This is a genomic window from Brevibacterium sp. JSBI002 (assembly GCF_026013965.1).
Classification (GTDB): domain Bacteria; phylum Actinomycetota; class Actinomycetes; order Actinomycetales; family Brevibacteriaceae; genus Brevibacterium.
Genome location: NZ_CP110341.1, coordinates 3,279,503 through 3,293,774, shown reverse-complemented (window position 1 = coordinate 3,293,774; position 14,272 = coordinate 3,279,503). Strand labels below are relative to the sequence as shown.

Sequence of the window (14,272 nt, the reverse complement as noted above, 5' to 3'; positions counted from 1 at the left end):
TCTACAGCCTCGGAGTCCGCGGCGGCACCTGCCGGCGGGAACCGGTTGCTTCGAACGCCGCGGCGATCTCGATCAGCGCGGAATCGTCCCAGCCGCGTCCGGCGATCGTCAGGCCCACGGGAATCCCGGTATCGGACATGGTGCCCATCGGCACCGTCACCGAGGGGATGCCCAGATGCCTGGGCACGAGGTTGCCGTTGGCCACCCATGTGCCGTTGCGCCAACCGAGATCGGCAGACGCTTCGTTGACGTCCATATCGGCCGGCCCCACATCGGCCATCGCCGGGAAGACCACCGCATCGAGGCCCTGCTCATCCATCCATTCCTCGAGGTCTACCCGGCGGGTCTCCTCGAGCCCACGCACACCGGATTCGAGCTCCGGGATCTCCGTGACCGAGGCGTAGCGATGCGTGCGCACCTGCTCAGGGTAGGTCGCGATGTCATCGTCGAACCCGACGTAGCGATCCGGCAGCGCACCGGGCGGGTGGGGGAAGATCAAGGCTCCGTCCACCTCGGCGAGGGTGTTGAGATTGGGGTCGCCGTTCGCGGCGAGGAAATCATCCCATCCCCACGACGAGAGGTCATTGATCTCCCGATCGAGGTAGGAGGCGGTGACGAACCCCCGCGTTGCGATCGTCGGCGCACCGGGACGGTCGCTCTCGTAGTTGCTCACGACCGGGAAGTCGGTCTCGACGACCTCGGCGCCTGCGGATTCGAGATCGGCTCGCGCCGACTGCCAGGCCCGCATCACCGAGGCGCGGGTCTCTACGCGTTGTCCGGTGGGCCCTCCGATACCGCCGTCCGGGTTCGTCCCGGCTTCGTCATCGGCGTTGATGTACATCCGCGGGACCCCAAGACGCTTGCCGGCCAACACCGACCCAGCCGCCGCGACCGATTCCGGAAGCAGTGCGGCATAGGAGTCAGGGCGAACCGCGCTCGCCTTCGGGATGTCCACCCAGGGTTGGACCCGCCAGAAGTCCCCGCGAGTCTGTTCGTCATCGGCGACGATGACGTCGAGAACCTCCGCGAGGTCGGCCATCGTGCGCGTGTGGGGGACGACGACGTCCATCGTCGGCACGAGCGGCCAGTTTCCGCGCACGCTGATGACCCCGCGCGAGGGTGTGTAGGCGATGAGCGCATTGTGCGACGCCGGTGCACGACCCGAGGACCAGGTCTCCTCGCCGAGGCCGAAGGCTGCGAAGCTCGCCGTCGTGGCCGTGCCCGAACCGTTCGAGGAACCGGAGGCGAAGGCGCTGGTCAGCCAGTCGGCGTTGTAGGGGCTTTCGGCGCGACCGTAGAGTCCGCGCTGCATGCCGCCGTTGGCCATCGGCGGCATGTTCGTCAGTCCCAAGCAGATGGCGCCGCCGGCGCGCAGACGTTCGATCGTGAACGCATCCTTCTGCGCGATGAGGTCGGCGAAGGCCGGTGATCCGGAGGCCACGGTGAGGCCCGCGACCATATAACTGTCTTTCGCGGTGTACGGAATCCCGTCGAGGGGGCCGAGCGTCTCACCGGCTGCGCGCCGTTCGTCGGAGGCGGCCGCCTCGGCGAGTGCCTGCGGGTTCTTCACGATCACGGAATTGAGTTTCGTGTCGGTGTCGGGACCGTCGAACGCGGCGACCCGGTCCTGATAGGCCTCGACGAGCTCCACCGAGGTGGTGCGGCCGTCCTCGAGGGCGGCTCGCAGATCGGCGATGGACGCTTCGACGACATCGAACTTCGACATGATCTTCCTCCGGGCACTCGACGGTGCGTGCGCGATGTGGGTGTGTTCCTGCCCAGAGTAGCGCCGATTCGCCGAGGATGGGCTGCGGATTTCGTTGTCTGCGGGGTGCTGAGTGCGGTATTCGCGGACTGTACGATCGGGGCATGACGGTCAACGCGATCATTCTCACCGGCGGCCGTTCGCGACGCTTCGACGGCGTTCACAAACCCGGCGTCGAGGTCGAGGGACGTTCGACGATCTCTCGGATCCTGCAGAGCATCCGCGGTGCGGCAGCCGACGCCGAGGTGTGGGTGGCCGGACCCGCAGACGGACTCTCGGAAACGGAGCAGAAAAGCGTCCGCATCGTGAGGGAGGAACCCGAGTTCTCGGGACCGTTGGCTGGGATCGCGGCCGCAGTCGCGGCGATGCCGACGGAGGCGGCCCTCCCGGCCGAGACGGCCGATGTCACCCTTGTCCTGGCGGGGGACATGCCGCTGATCACGGCGGGCCACCTCGGTGAGCTCATCTCCACGTGCCGGGCCACCGGATGTCCGGCCACGGGCACCGACGATCGCGGGAAGACGCAGTTCCTCTGCGCGGCCTGGCCGACTCGGCTGCTGCGTGCCCGTCTGACTGAGATCGGCGACCCCACAGATGGAGCGGTGAAACTGCTGTTCAGCGGTCTCGATCCGACGGTGGTCGCCGTGGACCCGGACGTGGTGAGTGATTTCGACACTGCAGCCGAGCTCGAAGCGATTCGAGCCCGGCTCAGCCCTGACGGGCCTTGAACCGAGGATTCTTCTTGTTGATGACGTAGACGCGACCGCGCCGGCGGACCACCTGCGAACCGGGCAACGACTTCAGCGAACGCAGCGAACGACGAACCTTCATGAGTGCGACTCCTTAATGAGAATGAGTATCATTAGAGTCAATACTATGTTTTCGAACGAAGGGAAGCGAATGCAGGGATCAGACGAGCGCGGCCGGAGTCCCATCGTCGACGGAATCGAAGCGATCGCCGTCGTCGGACTCTGCGCCGCCGAACGCAGGCGCTATGCGATGGGTCTGGCCAGGGAACGCGGCCATGTCTTCGTGCCGGCGGAGCAGACGGAGCAGGGCATCGAGGCGATCGACCGCCTCGTCGAACTGGTCGGCATGACCTCCGGGGTGCACGGGTTCGTCCTCGAATATGGGGAAGATACGGACTGTGCGGAGATCATCGGGGCCCTGAGCGCCCCCGACACGCGAGCCGTGCTCACCGACCTCGTCTGCGTGCTCGATCTTGCCTGCCTGCACAGCGATCTCGATTCGGACGTGCGCGCAGGAACCCTGGTTGCGCAGATCGAATTCGCCTCGACACTTGCTCTGCTGTCGCCCGATGCTGCCGACTCGGTCGGGGCCGAGGCGGCCATCGGGCTGATCGCGCACCTGGCACCGGAGGCCGAGCGCTTTCTCCTGCGCGACGGCGCGGTGCATGAGCCGGTGTGCTGGCAATTCGGGCACCGCCCTCCCGCCGCGGGATGGACGGCGATACTCAACTCGGAGTTTCGGCCCCCGGCTCGGTCGGGAGGTGTCCGCGCCTGCCGTTTCGAACAAGCGCGACCCTTCCACCCGCGGCGACTGCGGGCAGTGCTGAGTGCGGCTCTCGGCGAAGGGTGCTGGGGGCGCATCGTCCGTTCAGCCGGCTTCGCGAAGCTTGCCTCCCGACCCTATGTGACCGCGCATTGGGATCAGGCAGGCACGCTGCTGACGTTCTCACCGCTGACCGCTGATCCGTTGCCCGGTGCAGAGCTGTTGGCGCTCGGTCAGGATCTCGCCTTCATCGGCTTCGACCTCGACGAGGCGGGGCTGTGCGAAGCGCTCGACCGCGCCGTCCTCACCGATGCCGAGTTTCTGGCGGGTCCGATGTCCTGGTTGGAGTATCACGACGAGTTCCCCGTGTGGGACTCCGTCCACCGCGGATGACGCCAACGCTCTGAGGCTGACGCCGAGGCGGTGTTCCGGATGCGCTCAGCCGGCCGCCCGGCATTCGCCGCACAGGCCGAAGATCTCGAAGACGTGGTGGGTGATCTCGAAGCCGTTCGACGCCGCAATCTGACGCATCCAGTCCTCGCTCGGCGGGTCGATCTCGACGGCGGTGCCGCAGTGCTCGCAGACGAGGTGGTGATGGTGCTCGGTCTGTGCGCAGGCGCGGAAGAGCTGGGTCTCGGCGATGGTGATGGTATCGGCATCGCCGCCGCGTGCGAGCGCATTGAGCTGCCGGTAGACGGTGGCGAGGCCGACGCTGGCTCCTTCGTCTTCGAGGCGGCGGTGGAGCTGTTTGGCGGAGACGAAGCGGGTCTCCGTCTCCAAAGCGGAGCGGATGAGCACCTTCTGTGCGGTGCTGCGCGTCTTCTTCTGCGGAGCTGCCATGGGGAAGTCCTCCCTTATCGTCTCTGTCGAACTCATCGTCGACGCCACAGGGGCATATGCATGAGCGTGCATATGCGAGAGAAATAATGAAACACGTTACCATTAACGGGCGATTCGCCCACACCTCTACGATTGACCCCGTACCGAGAACGGGGCCCGCAGGCACAGCGGAACCCGTGCGGTCGAACCACCGAGCACGAAAAGCGAGCACGACCACCGAGGAGGCGCAATGAGCGGCCCCACCCGCAGACCGGCGATCCCGGTCATCCTGCTCACCGGCTACCTCGGTGCCGGAAAGACGAGCCTGCTCAACCACCTGCTGCGCCACCCTGACGCCCGCATCGGCGTCATCGTCAACGACTTCGGCGACCTCAACATCGACGCCGGACTCGTCGTCGGCCAGGTCGACGAACCGCTGTCGATCTCGGGTGGATGCGTGTGCTGCCTGACCGATGACTCCGAGCTCGAAGACGCGCTCGTGGCGATGACGAACCCCAAGCTGCGCCTCGACGCAATCATCGTCGAGGCCAGCGGATTCGCCGAGCCCCTGACCCTGGCCCGCATGATCACGCGCATGGGCCACCACCGATTCCACCTCGGTGGGGTCATCGACGTCGTCGACGCCACCATGTACTTCGACACCATCGATACCTCGAGCCTGCCGCCCCTGCGCTTCGCCGCGACGACATTGGTGCTGGTCAACAAGCTCGACCAGGTGCCGGTGGCCGACCGTGGGACCACGGTCGAGGCCGTGCGCGCCCGCGTCCACGAACGCAATCCGCGCGTCATCGTCATCGGCACCCACCACGCCCGCCTCGACCCCACTCTCATCTTCGACCCGGGCGAAGGAGAGCAGGATCCTCGCCGAAGCGGCTCCGACGACGGTGACGACCCGATTCAACCTGAGCTGCCGATCCGGGAACTGCTGCGTCAGGCCTACGCCGAGGCGGCGGCCGACGAGCTCGGTGACGACGAGGCCGACGCGGAATGCCTGCCGCATCGACATGCCCAGTCGGTGACCGTCACCGGCAGCGGTCCTGTCGATCCGGATGCGGTGATGGATTTCGTCGAAGACCTCCCGCCCGGGGTTTACCGGGTGAAAGGCAGCGTGCTCGCGGCTGTGGGATCCCGCCGACGCAGCTTCGATGTGCAGGCAGTGGGCCCGAACGTCTACGTCGCCGAGGCGGCCCGACCTGTCCCGAAGACTCCATCCTCGAGTGCGGAGAACGGTGATCGGCCGGATGCCGACAGTGTCCTCGTCGCCATCGGTGAGGACTTCGACACCGAGGCGGCCGAAGCCACTCTGACCGCCGCCCTCAACAGCGACGCCGCCGGAGGCCCGGATGTCGCGGCATCAGGCAGTGACCGTTCCGAACGCCTCCTCCACCACGTCCGCCTCCACACCTAATTGCTACCTGACGGCGGCCCAGCAACCTCGCGCCAGGTTGCTGGGCCGCCGTCAGGTAGCAAGGGGAGGGGATCCTCCGGTTTTCCTCCGTGTTTCCTGAGGGTGGTCTGGGGGACAACTCCCGTGCCGGGCACCCGTGACCACTTCTAGGGTCGGAACGTGCCCGACCGAACGGCCGTGATCGACCTGCCGGGAACAGCAGTGAGAATTCATCCTTTTGGGGGACATCGTTGCCTACTTTTGGGCGATCCGCTGAGGCGATCCGCTTGGAAGACTGACTGGAGCGCCCTGCTCACACCCCCGAACCCGGAGGACCCCTGTGCACCTGATCACCCGGATGAGTCTGAAGAACCGCCTCATCGTCGGATTGCTCACCCTCGTGATCGCCGTCTTCGGCATCGTCGCGACCACCTCACTCAACCAGGAGACGATGCCCTCGGTCGACCTGCCCGGCACTTCGGTGCAGGCTACCGTCCCCGGCGCTTCTCCGGAGGTCATCGAGGAGACTGTGACCAAGCCCCTCGAAACCGCGCTCGACGGGGTCGGAGAGCTCGAATCGGTGACCACCTCCACCTCGTCGGGGATGATGACCGCCGAGGTGACTTGGCCCTTCGGCAAGGACTCCGAAGAGATGACCGACGCCGTCCGCTCGGCCGTCGACGGAGTGAAGTCCGACCTGCCCGCCGATGCGGAAGCCGAGGTGCTGTCGTATCAGATGGATGAGGTCCCGGTGACGATGTTCGCCGTCTCCGGTGGAGACTCCGCCACCCTCGGTGACCGTCTTGAGACCGACCTCGTCCCCGAACTCCGCGCTCTCGACGGAGTCTCGAACGTCGAGGTCACCGGCCAGGACGAGCAGCGAGTCTCCATCACCTTCCGCCCCGAGGACGTGGCGGAGAAGAACGTCGTCGAATCCTCCGTGCCCGATGAGCTCGAAGCCGCCGGCACTGTCGTTCCCGCTGGCCAAAGTTCACAGGGCGACCCGTCGATGGCCGTCGAGGTCGGTGCTGAGGTCGGCGCCGTCGAACAGATCGAGAAGACGCCTCTGCGCACCGCGGACGGCACCGTACTGCTGGGTGAGGTCGCCGACGTCGACCTCGACTCGGTCGAGAAGACCTCCCTGTCCCGTGCCGACGGCAGGGATTCCGTGACTGTGTCGGTGACCAAAGACCAGGACGCCAATGTCGTCGACGTCTCCCACAAGGTCGCCGACACCCTCGACAAGGTCGGTCCGAAGCTCGGCGAGGACACGGAATTCTCGACGATCTTCGATCAGGCTCCGGAGATCGAGAAGTCGATCCACGACCTCTCCGTCGAAGGCGGACTCGGCCTGATCTTCGCGATCTTCGTCATCCTCGCCTTCCTCGGCTCGTTCCGTTCGACCATCGTCGCCGCGATCTCGATCCCGATGTCGCTGCTCATCGCGATGATCGGCCTCATGGTCGGCGACTACACGCTGAACATCCTCACTTTGGGCGCCCTGACGATCGCTGTCGGCCGCGTCGTCGACGACTCCATCGTCGTCATCGAGAACATCCGGAGACGCCAGGGCACGAGCGACCTGACGGTCGAAGACATCGTCGCCAGCGTCAAGCAGGTCGCCGGTGCCATCACCGCCTCGACTCTGACCACCGTCGCCGTGTTCCTGCCCATCGCGTTCGTCGACGGCATCGCCGGACAGCTGTTCCGGCCCTTCTCCGTCACCGTGTCCTTGGCACTGCTGGCCTCCCTCGTCGTGGCGCTGACGATCGTCCCCGTGTTCAGCTACTGGGTCCTGCGCCGCAGCCCCAAACCGCTCTCGCCCAAACGGCAAGCCGCCACCGACCGCAGCTATGAGCTGTGGGCGGCCAAGCAGCACCGCCGCTCGGTGGCCCGTGCCGAACGCCGCCAGAAGGCGATCGAGAAGAAAAACGCCAAACGCGCGGCCAAGGGCAAGGACCCGCTGCCGGACGCGACCGTCGAACCCGTCGTCGCTCCCGCACCCGGAAACGGTGAGGCCTCCGGTCGAGTTGATCGCCTCCAGCAGCGCAGCCTGCCGGCGATCATCTCGGCCCTGCACCACCCCTGGAGGACCATCGCCTTCTCCGTCGTCATCTTCGTTGTCACGATGATGTGCGCGACCTTCCTCAAGACGGACCTGCTCGGATCGGCCGGGCAGAACTCCGTGTACATCACGCAGACCCTCCCCGCCGGCGCTTCGCTCGAAGCCGGTGACACGGCCGCGAAGCGCGTGGAAGCCGTGCTCGGCGATGATCCGGACGTCGACACCTACTCGACGACGGTCAACGGCCCGGAATCCGGAGCGGAGAACCAGTTCAACGTCACCCTGGCCGAAGACTCCGAGGCCGAGGTCGCGACGAACCGCCTCCGCACCCGACTCGACGACCTCGGGAAGGACGCGGGCGAGATCGACGTCCAGGACGCTGGCGGCTCCGTCAGCGAGGACGTCGAGGTCACCCTTTCGGGCACCGACCTGGGGGCGCTGCGAAAGGCTGCCGACGAGGTGACGAAGAAGATGGCGGACACCGACGGCGTACAGTCCGCCCGCAACGACCTCGCGGCCGATCAGCCGGTCATCGAGGTCGACGTCGATCGGGAGAAAGCCGCCGACTACGGATTCAGCCAGGCTGAGGTCGGGCAGGCCATCGCCGCCGCACTCCACGGTGTCGAGGCCGGCACCATCACCCTCAATGGCCAGGAGCGCGACATCACCCTCGCTCCGACTCATCCGGATGCGACCCCGGACGAGATCCGTGCTCTCGAACTGCCCGTCACCGAGGTGCAGACGCAGAACGCCCAGGAGGATGCGACCGACCGGGTCGAGGAGAAAACCGATGCCCGCGCCGAGGAGGCCAAGCGCAAGGCTGCTGACGAATCGGCCGAGCAGCTTGAGTCCGCCCGTGAAGCCCGTGACAACGCCGCCGACCAGCTCGAACAGGCCCGCAAGGCCCTGCGCGATGCCGAGAATCCGCCGCCGGCTCCGAGCCCGGGCGACATGGCTGCCGACCAGGTGGAACAGGCCCGCGAAGGGGTCGAACAGGCAGAGAAGGGGCTGAAGGAGGCCAACGACGCCATCGACGACCTCGTCGACGGCCAGCGTGAACAGGAGCGGAGCCAGGAGGAGGAAGAGGCGCTTGCCGATGAGCAGGCCGCCATCCCCGACATCAAGGGTGAGCCGATCACCGTCGACGAGATCGCGGAGGTGAAGAAGACCGAGACCCCGGCGACGATCGACCGCGCCGACGGAGACCGGAAGGTCACCGTGTTCGCAACCCCGTCCAGCGGCCAGCTCGAAACGGTCACCGCCGCGGCCACTGACCTGACCGAGACCATGGATCTGCCCGACGGAGTCAGCTTCGACGTCGGCGGTGCCAGTCAGGAGCAGGCGGAATCGTTCGGTCAGCTCGGAATGGCGATGGCCGTGGCGATCGTGCTCGTGTTCCTCGTGATGATCGCGACCTTCCGCAGCTTCGTCCAGCCGCTCATCCTGCTGGTGTCGATTCCGTTCGCAACGACCGGAGCCGTGTTGCTCCTGCTGGCGACCGGCACACCATTGGGCATTCCCTCACTCATCGGTCTGCTCATGCTCATCGGCATCGTCGTGACGAACGCGATCGTGCTCATCGACCTCATCAACAAGCTGCGGGAGGACGGACTCGACCTCATGGACGCGATCGTCCACGGCACCCGACTGCGCCTGCGCCCGATCCTCATGACCGCGGCCGCGACGATCTTCGCCCTCGTGCCGATGTCGCTGGGGCTGACCGGTGGGGGAGTGTTCATCTCGCAGCCCCTGGCGATCGTCGTCATCGGCGGGCTCACCTCGTCGACGGTGCTCACATTGATCCTCGTTCCCGCCCTCTACCTCCTCGTCGAACGACGCAAAGAGGTCCGAGCGGAGCACAAGGAAGAGAAGCGCGCCAAGAAGCGGGCCGAGAACCAAGCGCGGATCGAAGCGGAAACCGCCGAGGTGGCCCAGCGTTCCGACGGCCACTGACCACCCCTTACTACCTGACGGCGGCCCAGCAACCTCGCGCCAGGTTGCTGGGCCGCCGTCAGGTAGTAATTGGGGAGGGTCAGGTGTCTGAGAGGCCGGGTAGGCGTGAGGCGGCGAAGCGGATGTGCTCTTCGGTCAGGGCCGCAGCCTCCTCGGCGCGACCGGCGGTGATGGCGTCCATGATCCCGTGGTGTTGGGACTGCAGCTTCGCCATCAGCGCCTGCTGGTCGTCGACGCGGCTGAACGAGGAGAAGATCGACTTCCGCAGAGAGGTGCGGATGGCCCCGGTGAGGTCGGAGAACAGCTGATTTCCAGCCGCCTGAGCGATGGCGACGTGGAACGCGGTGTCCGCGTCGTTGAAGGTCTCCAGGCTGATCCCGGGAGTGTCCATCATCGCCAGCTGTGCATTCACCTCTGCCAGTGCGTCCTTATCGGCTCGGGTCGCCGCGAGGATCGCGCTGGAGCGTTCGAGCTGGATGCGCGTCTCCGTCACGTCATCGATGCTGAAGTTCGTGAGCGCGACGTGAAGGCGGAGGAAGCGTGTGAGCGCTGCCGAGGGCATTGCAGCGATGAACGTGCCGGCACCGCGGCCGGACCCGCCCGAAGACCGGACGACGCCGAGGCTGTCGAGCACGCGCAGCGCCTCGCGCACACTGGCGCGACTGACGCCGAGCTTCATCGCCAGGTCGCGTTCGGCCGGGAGGGGATCTCCGACGCCCAGCGAGCCGGTCATGATCTGCTCTTCGACGGCATCGATGACGAGCTCATAGGTGCTCGCCCGACTCACGGGTTTCCATTCGGGGCCCGCGGCCGCCTCGGCGCTGCCCGTCTGCTCCGGGCGGACCTCGTTCGTATCATCATTCATGGTCGTCTCCACCGCGCCATCATGTCATGCCTCTCGTTGCTCGTCGTTCTGCTCGTGGGGGTGTGACCGGAACCGCCTCCGGAAGAAAACAGTTGACGCAGATCACACCTTCGTCCTATGCTCAGATTAATGGTCTGACCTCATAAAGGCCATACTGAAAATTTCGAACATTCGAGTTCGGAGCACGTTCACAGGGGAACGGACCCGATGTGGGCAGGCCCGGCCGATTTGGAGAAACCATGTACACACCTGAAATCGCACCAGTGGCCGACAGCCTTCTGTGGTCATCCCTGCTGGCGATCCTGCCGCTGCTTACGATCTTCGTCACCCTCGGCGCACTCAAATGGAAGGCCCACTGGGCCGGACTGACCGCCGTCGGCGTCGCTCTCATCGTCGCGATCGCCGCCTACGGAATGCCAGTCGGACTCGCCGCGCTCTCGGCGACGCAGGGGTTCGCCTTCGGACTGTTCCCGATCATGTGGATCGTCATCACAGCGATCTGGCTCTACGAACTGACCGTGCGCTCGGGGCACTTCGAGGACCTGCGGCTGGTCATCAACGTCATCTCCGATGACCCGCGCATCCAGGCCATCATCGTAGCCTTCTGCTTCGGCGGACTCCTCGAAGCGCTCGCCGGATTCGGTGCCCCGGTGGCGATCACCGGTGTCATGCTCGTCGCCGTCGGCTTCACCGCAATGCGTGCCGCGGTCGTCGTCCTCGTGGCCAACACCGCACCGGTGGCCTTCGGCGCCATCGCCATCCCGATCATCACCGCTGGCGCCCTGACGGGGATCGACTACCAGGACATCGGCGCCATGGTCGGCCACCAGACCCCGTTCCTCGCTGCGGTCGTGCCGCTCTTCCTCGTTCTGCTCGTCGACGGACGACGCGGGCTGAAGCAGATCTGGCCGTTGGCCCTCGTCGTGGGCATCGCCTTCGGCCTCGCCCAGTGGGTCTCCGCCACGTTCCTCTCCGTCGAACTCACCGACATCATCGCCTCCCTCGTCGGTCTCGCCGCGGTTGTCATCATGCTGCGCTTCTGGAAGCCGAAGGGCGGCCAGGACGCACTCGACCGCATGGCCGATGAGCGCGAACACGAAGGTGCCGATGCTCCTGATGCCGGCGGTGCCTCCGCCGCCGTGGCCACCGATGTGAAGAAGGAGACCGCGCCGCTGACCGGGTCTCGAGTCTTCCTCGCGCTCTTCCCGTACCTGCTCGTGATCGTCATCTTCTCCGTGGCCAAACTCGTGCCGGCGCTGAACGACTGGCTGGCATCGACCGATGTGAAGATCCCGTGGCCCGGACTGCACGGGACCATCCTCAACGCCGCCGGCGAAGTCTCGACAAGCACGGTGTACAACTTCCAATGGCTGTCCTCACCGGGCACTCTGCTGCTCATCTCCGGCGTCATCGTGGCGATCGTGTACAAGATGTCGGCGAAGGACGCCGTCGATGTGTTCATCGTCAACGTCGTGAAGATGAAGTTCTCGATCCTCACCGTCGGCTCCGTTCTCGCGCTGGCCTATGTCATGAACCTCTCGGGCCAGACGATCACTATCGGCACCTGGATCGCCGGCACCGGAGCCTTCTTCGCCTTCCTCTCACCGATCCTCGGCTGGCTGGGCACTGCCGTGACCGGTTCGGACACCTCGGCGAACGCACTGTTCGCGACCCTGCAGCAGACCGCCGCACACGAGGCCGGGCTCAACCCGCTGCTGCTCGTCGGTGCCAACAGCTCCGGCGGCGTCCTCGGCAAGATGGTCAGCCCGCAGAACCTCACCATCGCGGCCACCGCCGTCGGCCTGCTCGGCAGGGAGGCCTCGATCCTCCGCCGCGTCATCGGCTGGTCCCTGGGCATGCTCGTCGTCATGTGTCTGCTCGTCGGACTCCAGTCGACGGTGCTGTCCTGGATGGTCCCCGGCTCCTGAGGCCGCGCCGCGCAGTCACGCCACCCGCACCGCCCGCACCAACCACCACCCATTGCTCATCAACCCCGCCTAACCAAAGGAGCGATTTACATGGTCAAGAGGCAGATTCCTCAGCCGGCCGAGATCTTCGAGCTGATGAAGTTCAAGAAGTTCGAACTCGACCCGAAGAAGCGCCGCTTGGAGAATGCGCTGACAATCGAGGACCTGCGCAAGATCGCGAAGCGCCGGACCCCGGCCGCGGCGTTCGACTACACGGATGGGGCCGCCGAGGGTGAGATCTCGATGGAGCGCTCGGTCCAGTCCTTCCGCGATATCGAGTTCCACCCCTCGATCCTCAAGGACGTCACGAACGTCGACACCTCGACCCAGATCATGGGCGGCAGCTCGGCCATGCCCTTCGGCATCGCGCCGACCGGCTTCACCCGACTCATGCAGACCGAGGGTGAGACCGCCGGCGCCGGAGCCGCGGGGGCTGCGGGCATCCCGTTCACGCTCTCGACGCTGGGCACGACCTCGATCGAGGACGTCAAGAAGACCAACCCGCACGGGCGCAATTGGTTCCAGCTCTATGTGATGAAGCAGCGCGACATCTCCTACGGCCTCGTCGAGCGGGCGAAGAACGCCGGGTTCGACACTCTCTTCTTCACCGTCGACGCCCCCGTCGCCGGCGCCCGACTGCGCGATACCCGCAACGGCTTCTCCATTCCGCCGCAGCTGACCCCGCAGACGATCCTCAACGCCATCCCGCGTCCCTGGTGGTGGTGGGACTTCCTGACCACCCCGAAGCTCGAGTTCGCCTCCCTGTCGGAGACCGGCGGAACGGTCGGCGAGCTCCTCGACTCGGCAATGGATCCCTCGATCGATTTCGACGACCTCGCCGAGATCCGTGCCATGTGGCCCGGTAAGTTCTCCGTCAAGGGCGTGCAGACGCTCGAGGACGCGAAGAAGCTCGCCGACCTCGGCGTCGACTCGATCGTCCTGTCCAACCACGGCGGACGTCAGCTCGACCGGGCACCCGTTCCCTTCGAGCTCCTCCCCGAGGTGGCTCGTGAGATCGGCAAGGACGTGGAGATCATCATCGACACCGGAATCCGCAACGGCGCCGACATCGTCGCCTCCCTGGCGCTCGGCGCGGACTTCACCCTCGTCGGCCGCGCCTACCTCTTCGGTCTCATGGCCGGCGGTCGGGAAGGCGTAGACCGGACGATCGAGATCCTCGGTGAGCAGGTCGAGCGCACCATGCGCCTGCTCCAGGTCGCCGATGTCTCCGAGCTCAACCCCTCACACGTGACCCAGCTGCGTCAGTTCAACCGCGACGAGCGCGCGGAGATCATCAGTTCCCGCCCGGCCAAGGGCTGATTCGCCGAGGCGGCCCCGCCGGGGTCAATCAGATCACCGAGGCGGCCCCGCCCGGAGAGCCCACGTGGCCCTTCCTGCACCAGTCCGGCGGCCGGCAGCGAGAAGTATCCCCGTTGCCGGCCGTCCGTTTCGGGTTCAGGTGTTCACTTGCCGAATTCGTCCTCGACGCGGTCGAGGACGTTCGTAGCGGAGTAATAGTCGAGTCGGAAGGAGTCGATGCCCATCGCGTAGACGGCATCGTTCTTCAGGGCCGGTGTGCTCTCGACGAGCGAGTTCTTCGCATACGACGCGGCGGTCTTCTCGTTCGCGTTGAACAGGAACACGGATTCGCCGGTGACGGCCTTCGACAGGTTCTCACCTGTGACTTCGACGATATCGGCGCGTTTGCCCATCTCGCCCTGGCCGGCTGTGCCTTCGGGGACCTCGGCGAGTTCGAAGCCGACCTCTTGGAGGAGCTTGCCCTGCGCGGATTCCGGTGTCCAGATGTTCGCGCTCGCCCCGGATCCTCCGCCCTTGGCCTTCTCGTTGAAGATCATGCCGGTGACCGGCTGACCTGGAGCATCAATGGCGGATCTGACCTCCTCGGCGCGGGAGCCGA

The 14,272-nt window shown here is 66.0% G+C and carries 11 protein-coding genes; 6 read left to right on the top strand and 5 right to left on the bottom strand.

The annotated features are described in order from the left end of the window. Position 1: 1 nt before the first annotated feature. The gene (locus LJ362_RS14940; RefSeq protein ID WP_264799811.1) at positions 2-1,726 is read right to left on the bottom strand and encodes an amidase; all 1,725 of its coding nucleotides are present in this window, start codon (positions 1,724-1,726) and stop codon (positions 2-4) included. 143 nt (positions 1,727-1,869) lie between these two features. Between LJ362_RS14940 and LJ362_RS14935 the strand changes: the two genes are divergently transcribed. Then, entirely contained in the window at positions 1,870-2,493 is a 624-nt protein-coding gene (locus tag LJ362_RS14935) for a molybdenum cofactor guanylyltransferase (RefSeq protein WP_264799810.1), read from the top strand. Here LJ362_RS14935 and ykgO read toward each other — a convergent pair. Further along, entirely contained in the window at positions 2,474-2,596 is a 123-nt protein-coding gene (gene ykgO / locus LJ362_RS14930) for a type B 50S ribosomal protein L36 (protein WP_139467916.1), read from the bottom strand. The two genes, LJ362_RS14935 and ykgO, sit on opposite strands and share 20 nt — an antisense overlap. A 45-nt stretch (positions 2,597-2,641) precedes the next feature. Between ykgO and LJ362_RS14925 the strand changes: the two genes are divergently transcribed. After that, positions 2,642-3,670: a GTP-binding protein gene (locus LJ362_RS14925; protein WP_264799809.1), complete on the top strand. Its 1,029-nt coding sequence runs from the start codon at positions 2,642-2,644 to the stop codon at positions 3,668-3,670. 45 nt (positions 3,671-3,715) lie between these two features. Here the strand turns inward: LJ362_RS14925 and LJ362_RS14920 are convergent, their stop codons facing one another. Further along, on the bottom strand, positions 3,716-4,117 hold the full coding sequence (locus tag LJ362_RS14920) for a Fur family transcriptional regulator (RefSeq protein WP_264799808.1): 402 nt from the start codon (positions 4,115-4,117) through the stop codon (positions 3,716-3,718). Between the two features lie 229 nt (positions 4,118-4,346). On the opposite strand from LJ362_RS14920, the gene LJ362_RS14915 reads away from it, so the two are divergent. Further along, positions 4,347-5,525 carry a CobW family GTP-binding protein gene (locus LJ362_RS14915; RefSeq protein ID WP_264799807.1) on the top strand — a complete coding sequence of 393 codons (1,179 nt, stop codon included), beginning with the start codon at positions 4,347-4,349 and terminating at the stop codon, positions 5,523-5,525. A 337-nt stretch (positions 5,526-5,862) separates the two neighbouring features. Next, positions 5,863-9,522 (top strand): efflux RND transporter permease subunit, encoded by a 3,660-nt coding sequence (locus LJ362_RS14910; RefSeq protein ID WP_264799806.1) that lies wholly within the window; start codon positions 5,863-5,865, stop codon positions 9,520-9,522. Positions 9,523-9,601: 79 nt separating this feature from the next. Here LJ362_RS14910 and LJ362_RS14905 read toward each other — a convergent pair whose 3' ends face one another. After that, positions 9,602-10,387: a FadR/GntR family transcriptional regulator gene (locus LJ362_RS14905; RefSeq protein ID WP_264799805.1), complete on the bottom strand. Its 786-nt coding sequence runs from the start codon at positions 10,385-10,387 to the stop codon at positions 9,602-9,604. 239 nt (positions 10,388-10,626) lie between these two features. Between LJ362_RS14905 and LJ362_RS14900 the strand changes: the two genes are divergently transcribed. Together LJ362_RS14900 and LJ362_RS14895 are read left to right on the top strand one after the other, a co-directional pair. Further along, on the top strand, positions 10,627-12,315 hold the full coding sequence (locus LJ362_RS14900; RefSeq protein ID WP_264799804.1) for an L-lactate permease: 1,689 nt from the start codon (positions 10,627-10,629) through the stop codon (positions 12,313-12,315). Positions 12,316-12,405: 90 nt separating this feature from the next. Then, positions 12,406-13,674: an alpha-hydroxy acid oxidase gene (locus tag LJ362_RS14895; protein ID WP_264799803.1), complete on the top strand. Its 1,269-nt coding sequence runs from the start codon at positions 12,406-12,408 to the stop codon at positions 13,672-13,674. Positions 13,675-13,817: 143 nt separating this feature from the next. On the opposite strand, the gene LJ362_RS14890 is transcribed toward LJ362_RS14895, so the two are convergent. Then, a complete protein-coding gene (locus LJ362_RS14890) occupies positions 13,818-14,210 on the bottom strand; it encodes a hypothetical protein (RefSeq protein WP_264799802.1) in 393 nt (130 codons plus the stop codon). Between the last annotated feature and the right edge of the window lie 62 nt (positions 14,211-14,272).

Coding starts and splice junctions, on each gene's coding strand:
- LJ362_RS14940 (WP_264799811.1), bottom strand. CDS start 1,726: ATGTCGAAGTTCGATGTCGTCGAAGCGTCCATCGCCGATCTGCGAGCC.
- LJ362_RS14935 (WP_264799810.1), top strand. CDS start 1,870: ATGACGGTCAACGCGATCATTCTCACCGGCGGCCGTTCGCGACGCTTC.
- ykgO (WP_139467916.1), bottom strand. CDS start 2,596: ATGAAGGTTCGTCGTTCGCTGCGTTCGCTGAAGTCGTTGCCCGGTTCG.
- LJ362_RS14925 (WP_264799809.1), top strand. CDS start 2,642: ATGTTTTCGAACGAAGGGAAGCGAATGCAGGGATCAGACGAGCGCGGC.
- LJ362_RS14920 (WP_264799808.1), bottom strand. CDS start 4,117: ATGGCAGCTCCGCAGAAGAAGACGCGCAGCACCGCACAGAAGGTGCTC.
- LJ362_RS14915 (WP_264799807.1), top strand. CDS start 4,347: ATGAGCGGCCCCACCCGCAGACCGGCGATCCCGGTCATCCTGCTCACC.
- LJ362_RS14910 (WP_264799806.1), top strand. CDS start 5,863: ATGAGTCTGAAGAACCGCCTCATCGTCGGATTGCTCACCCTCGTGATC.
- LJ362_RS14905 (WP_264799805.1), bottom strand. CDS start 10,387: ATGAATGATGATACGAACGAGGTCCGCCCGGAGCAGACGGGCAGCGCC.
- LJ362_RS14900 (WP_264799804.1), top strand. CDS start 10,627: ATGTACACACCTGAAATCGCACCAGTGGCCGACAGCCTTCTGTGGTCA.
- LJ362_RS14895 (WP_264799803.1), top strand. CDS start 12,406: ATGGTCAAGAGGCAGATTCCTCAGCCGGCCGAGATCTTCGAGCTGATG.
- LJ362_RS14890 (WP_264799802.1), bottom strand. CDS start 14,210: ATGATCTTCAACGAGAAGGCCAAGGGCGGAGGATCCGGGGCGAGCGCG.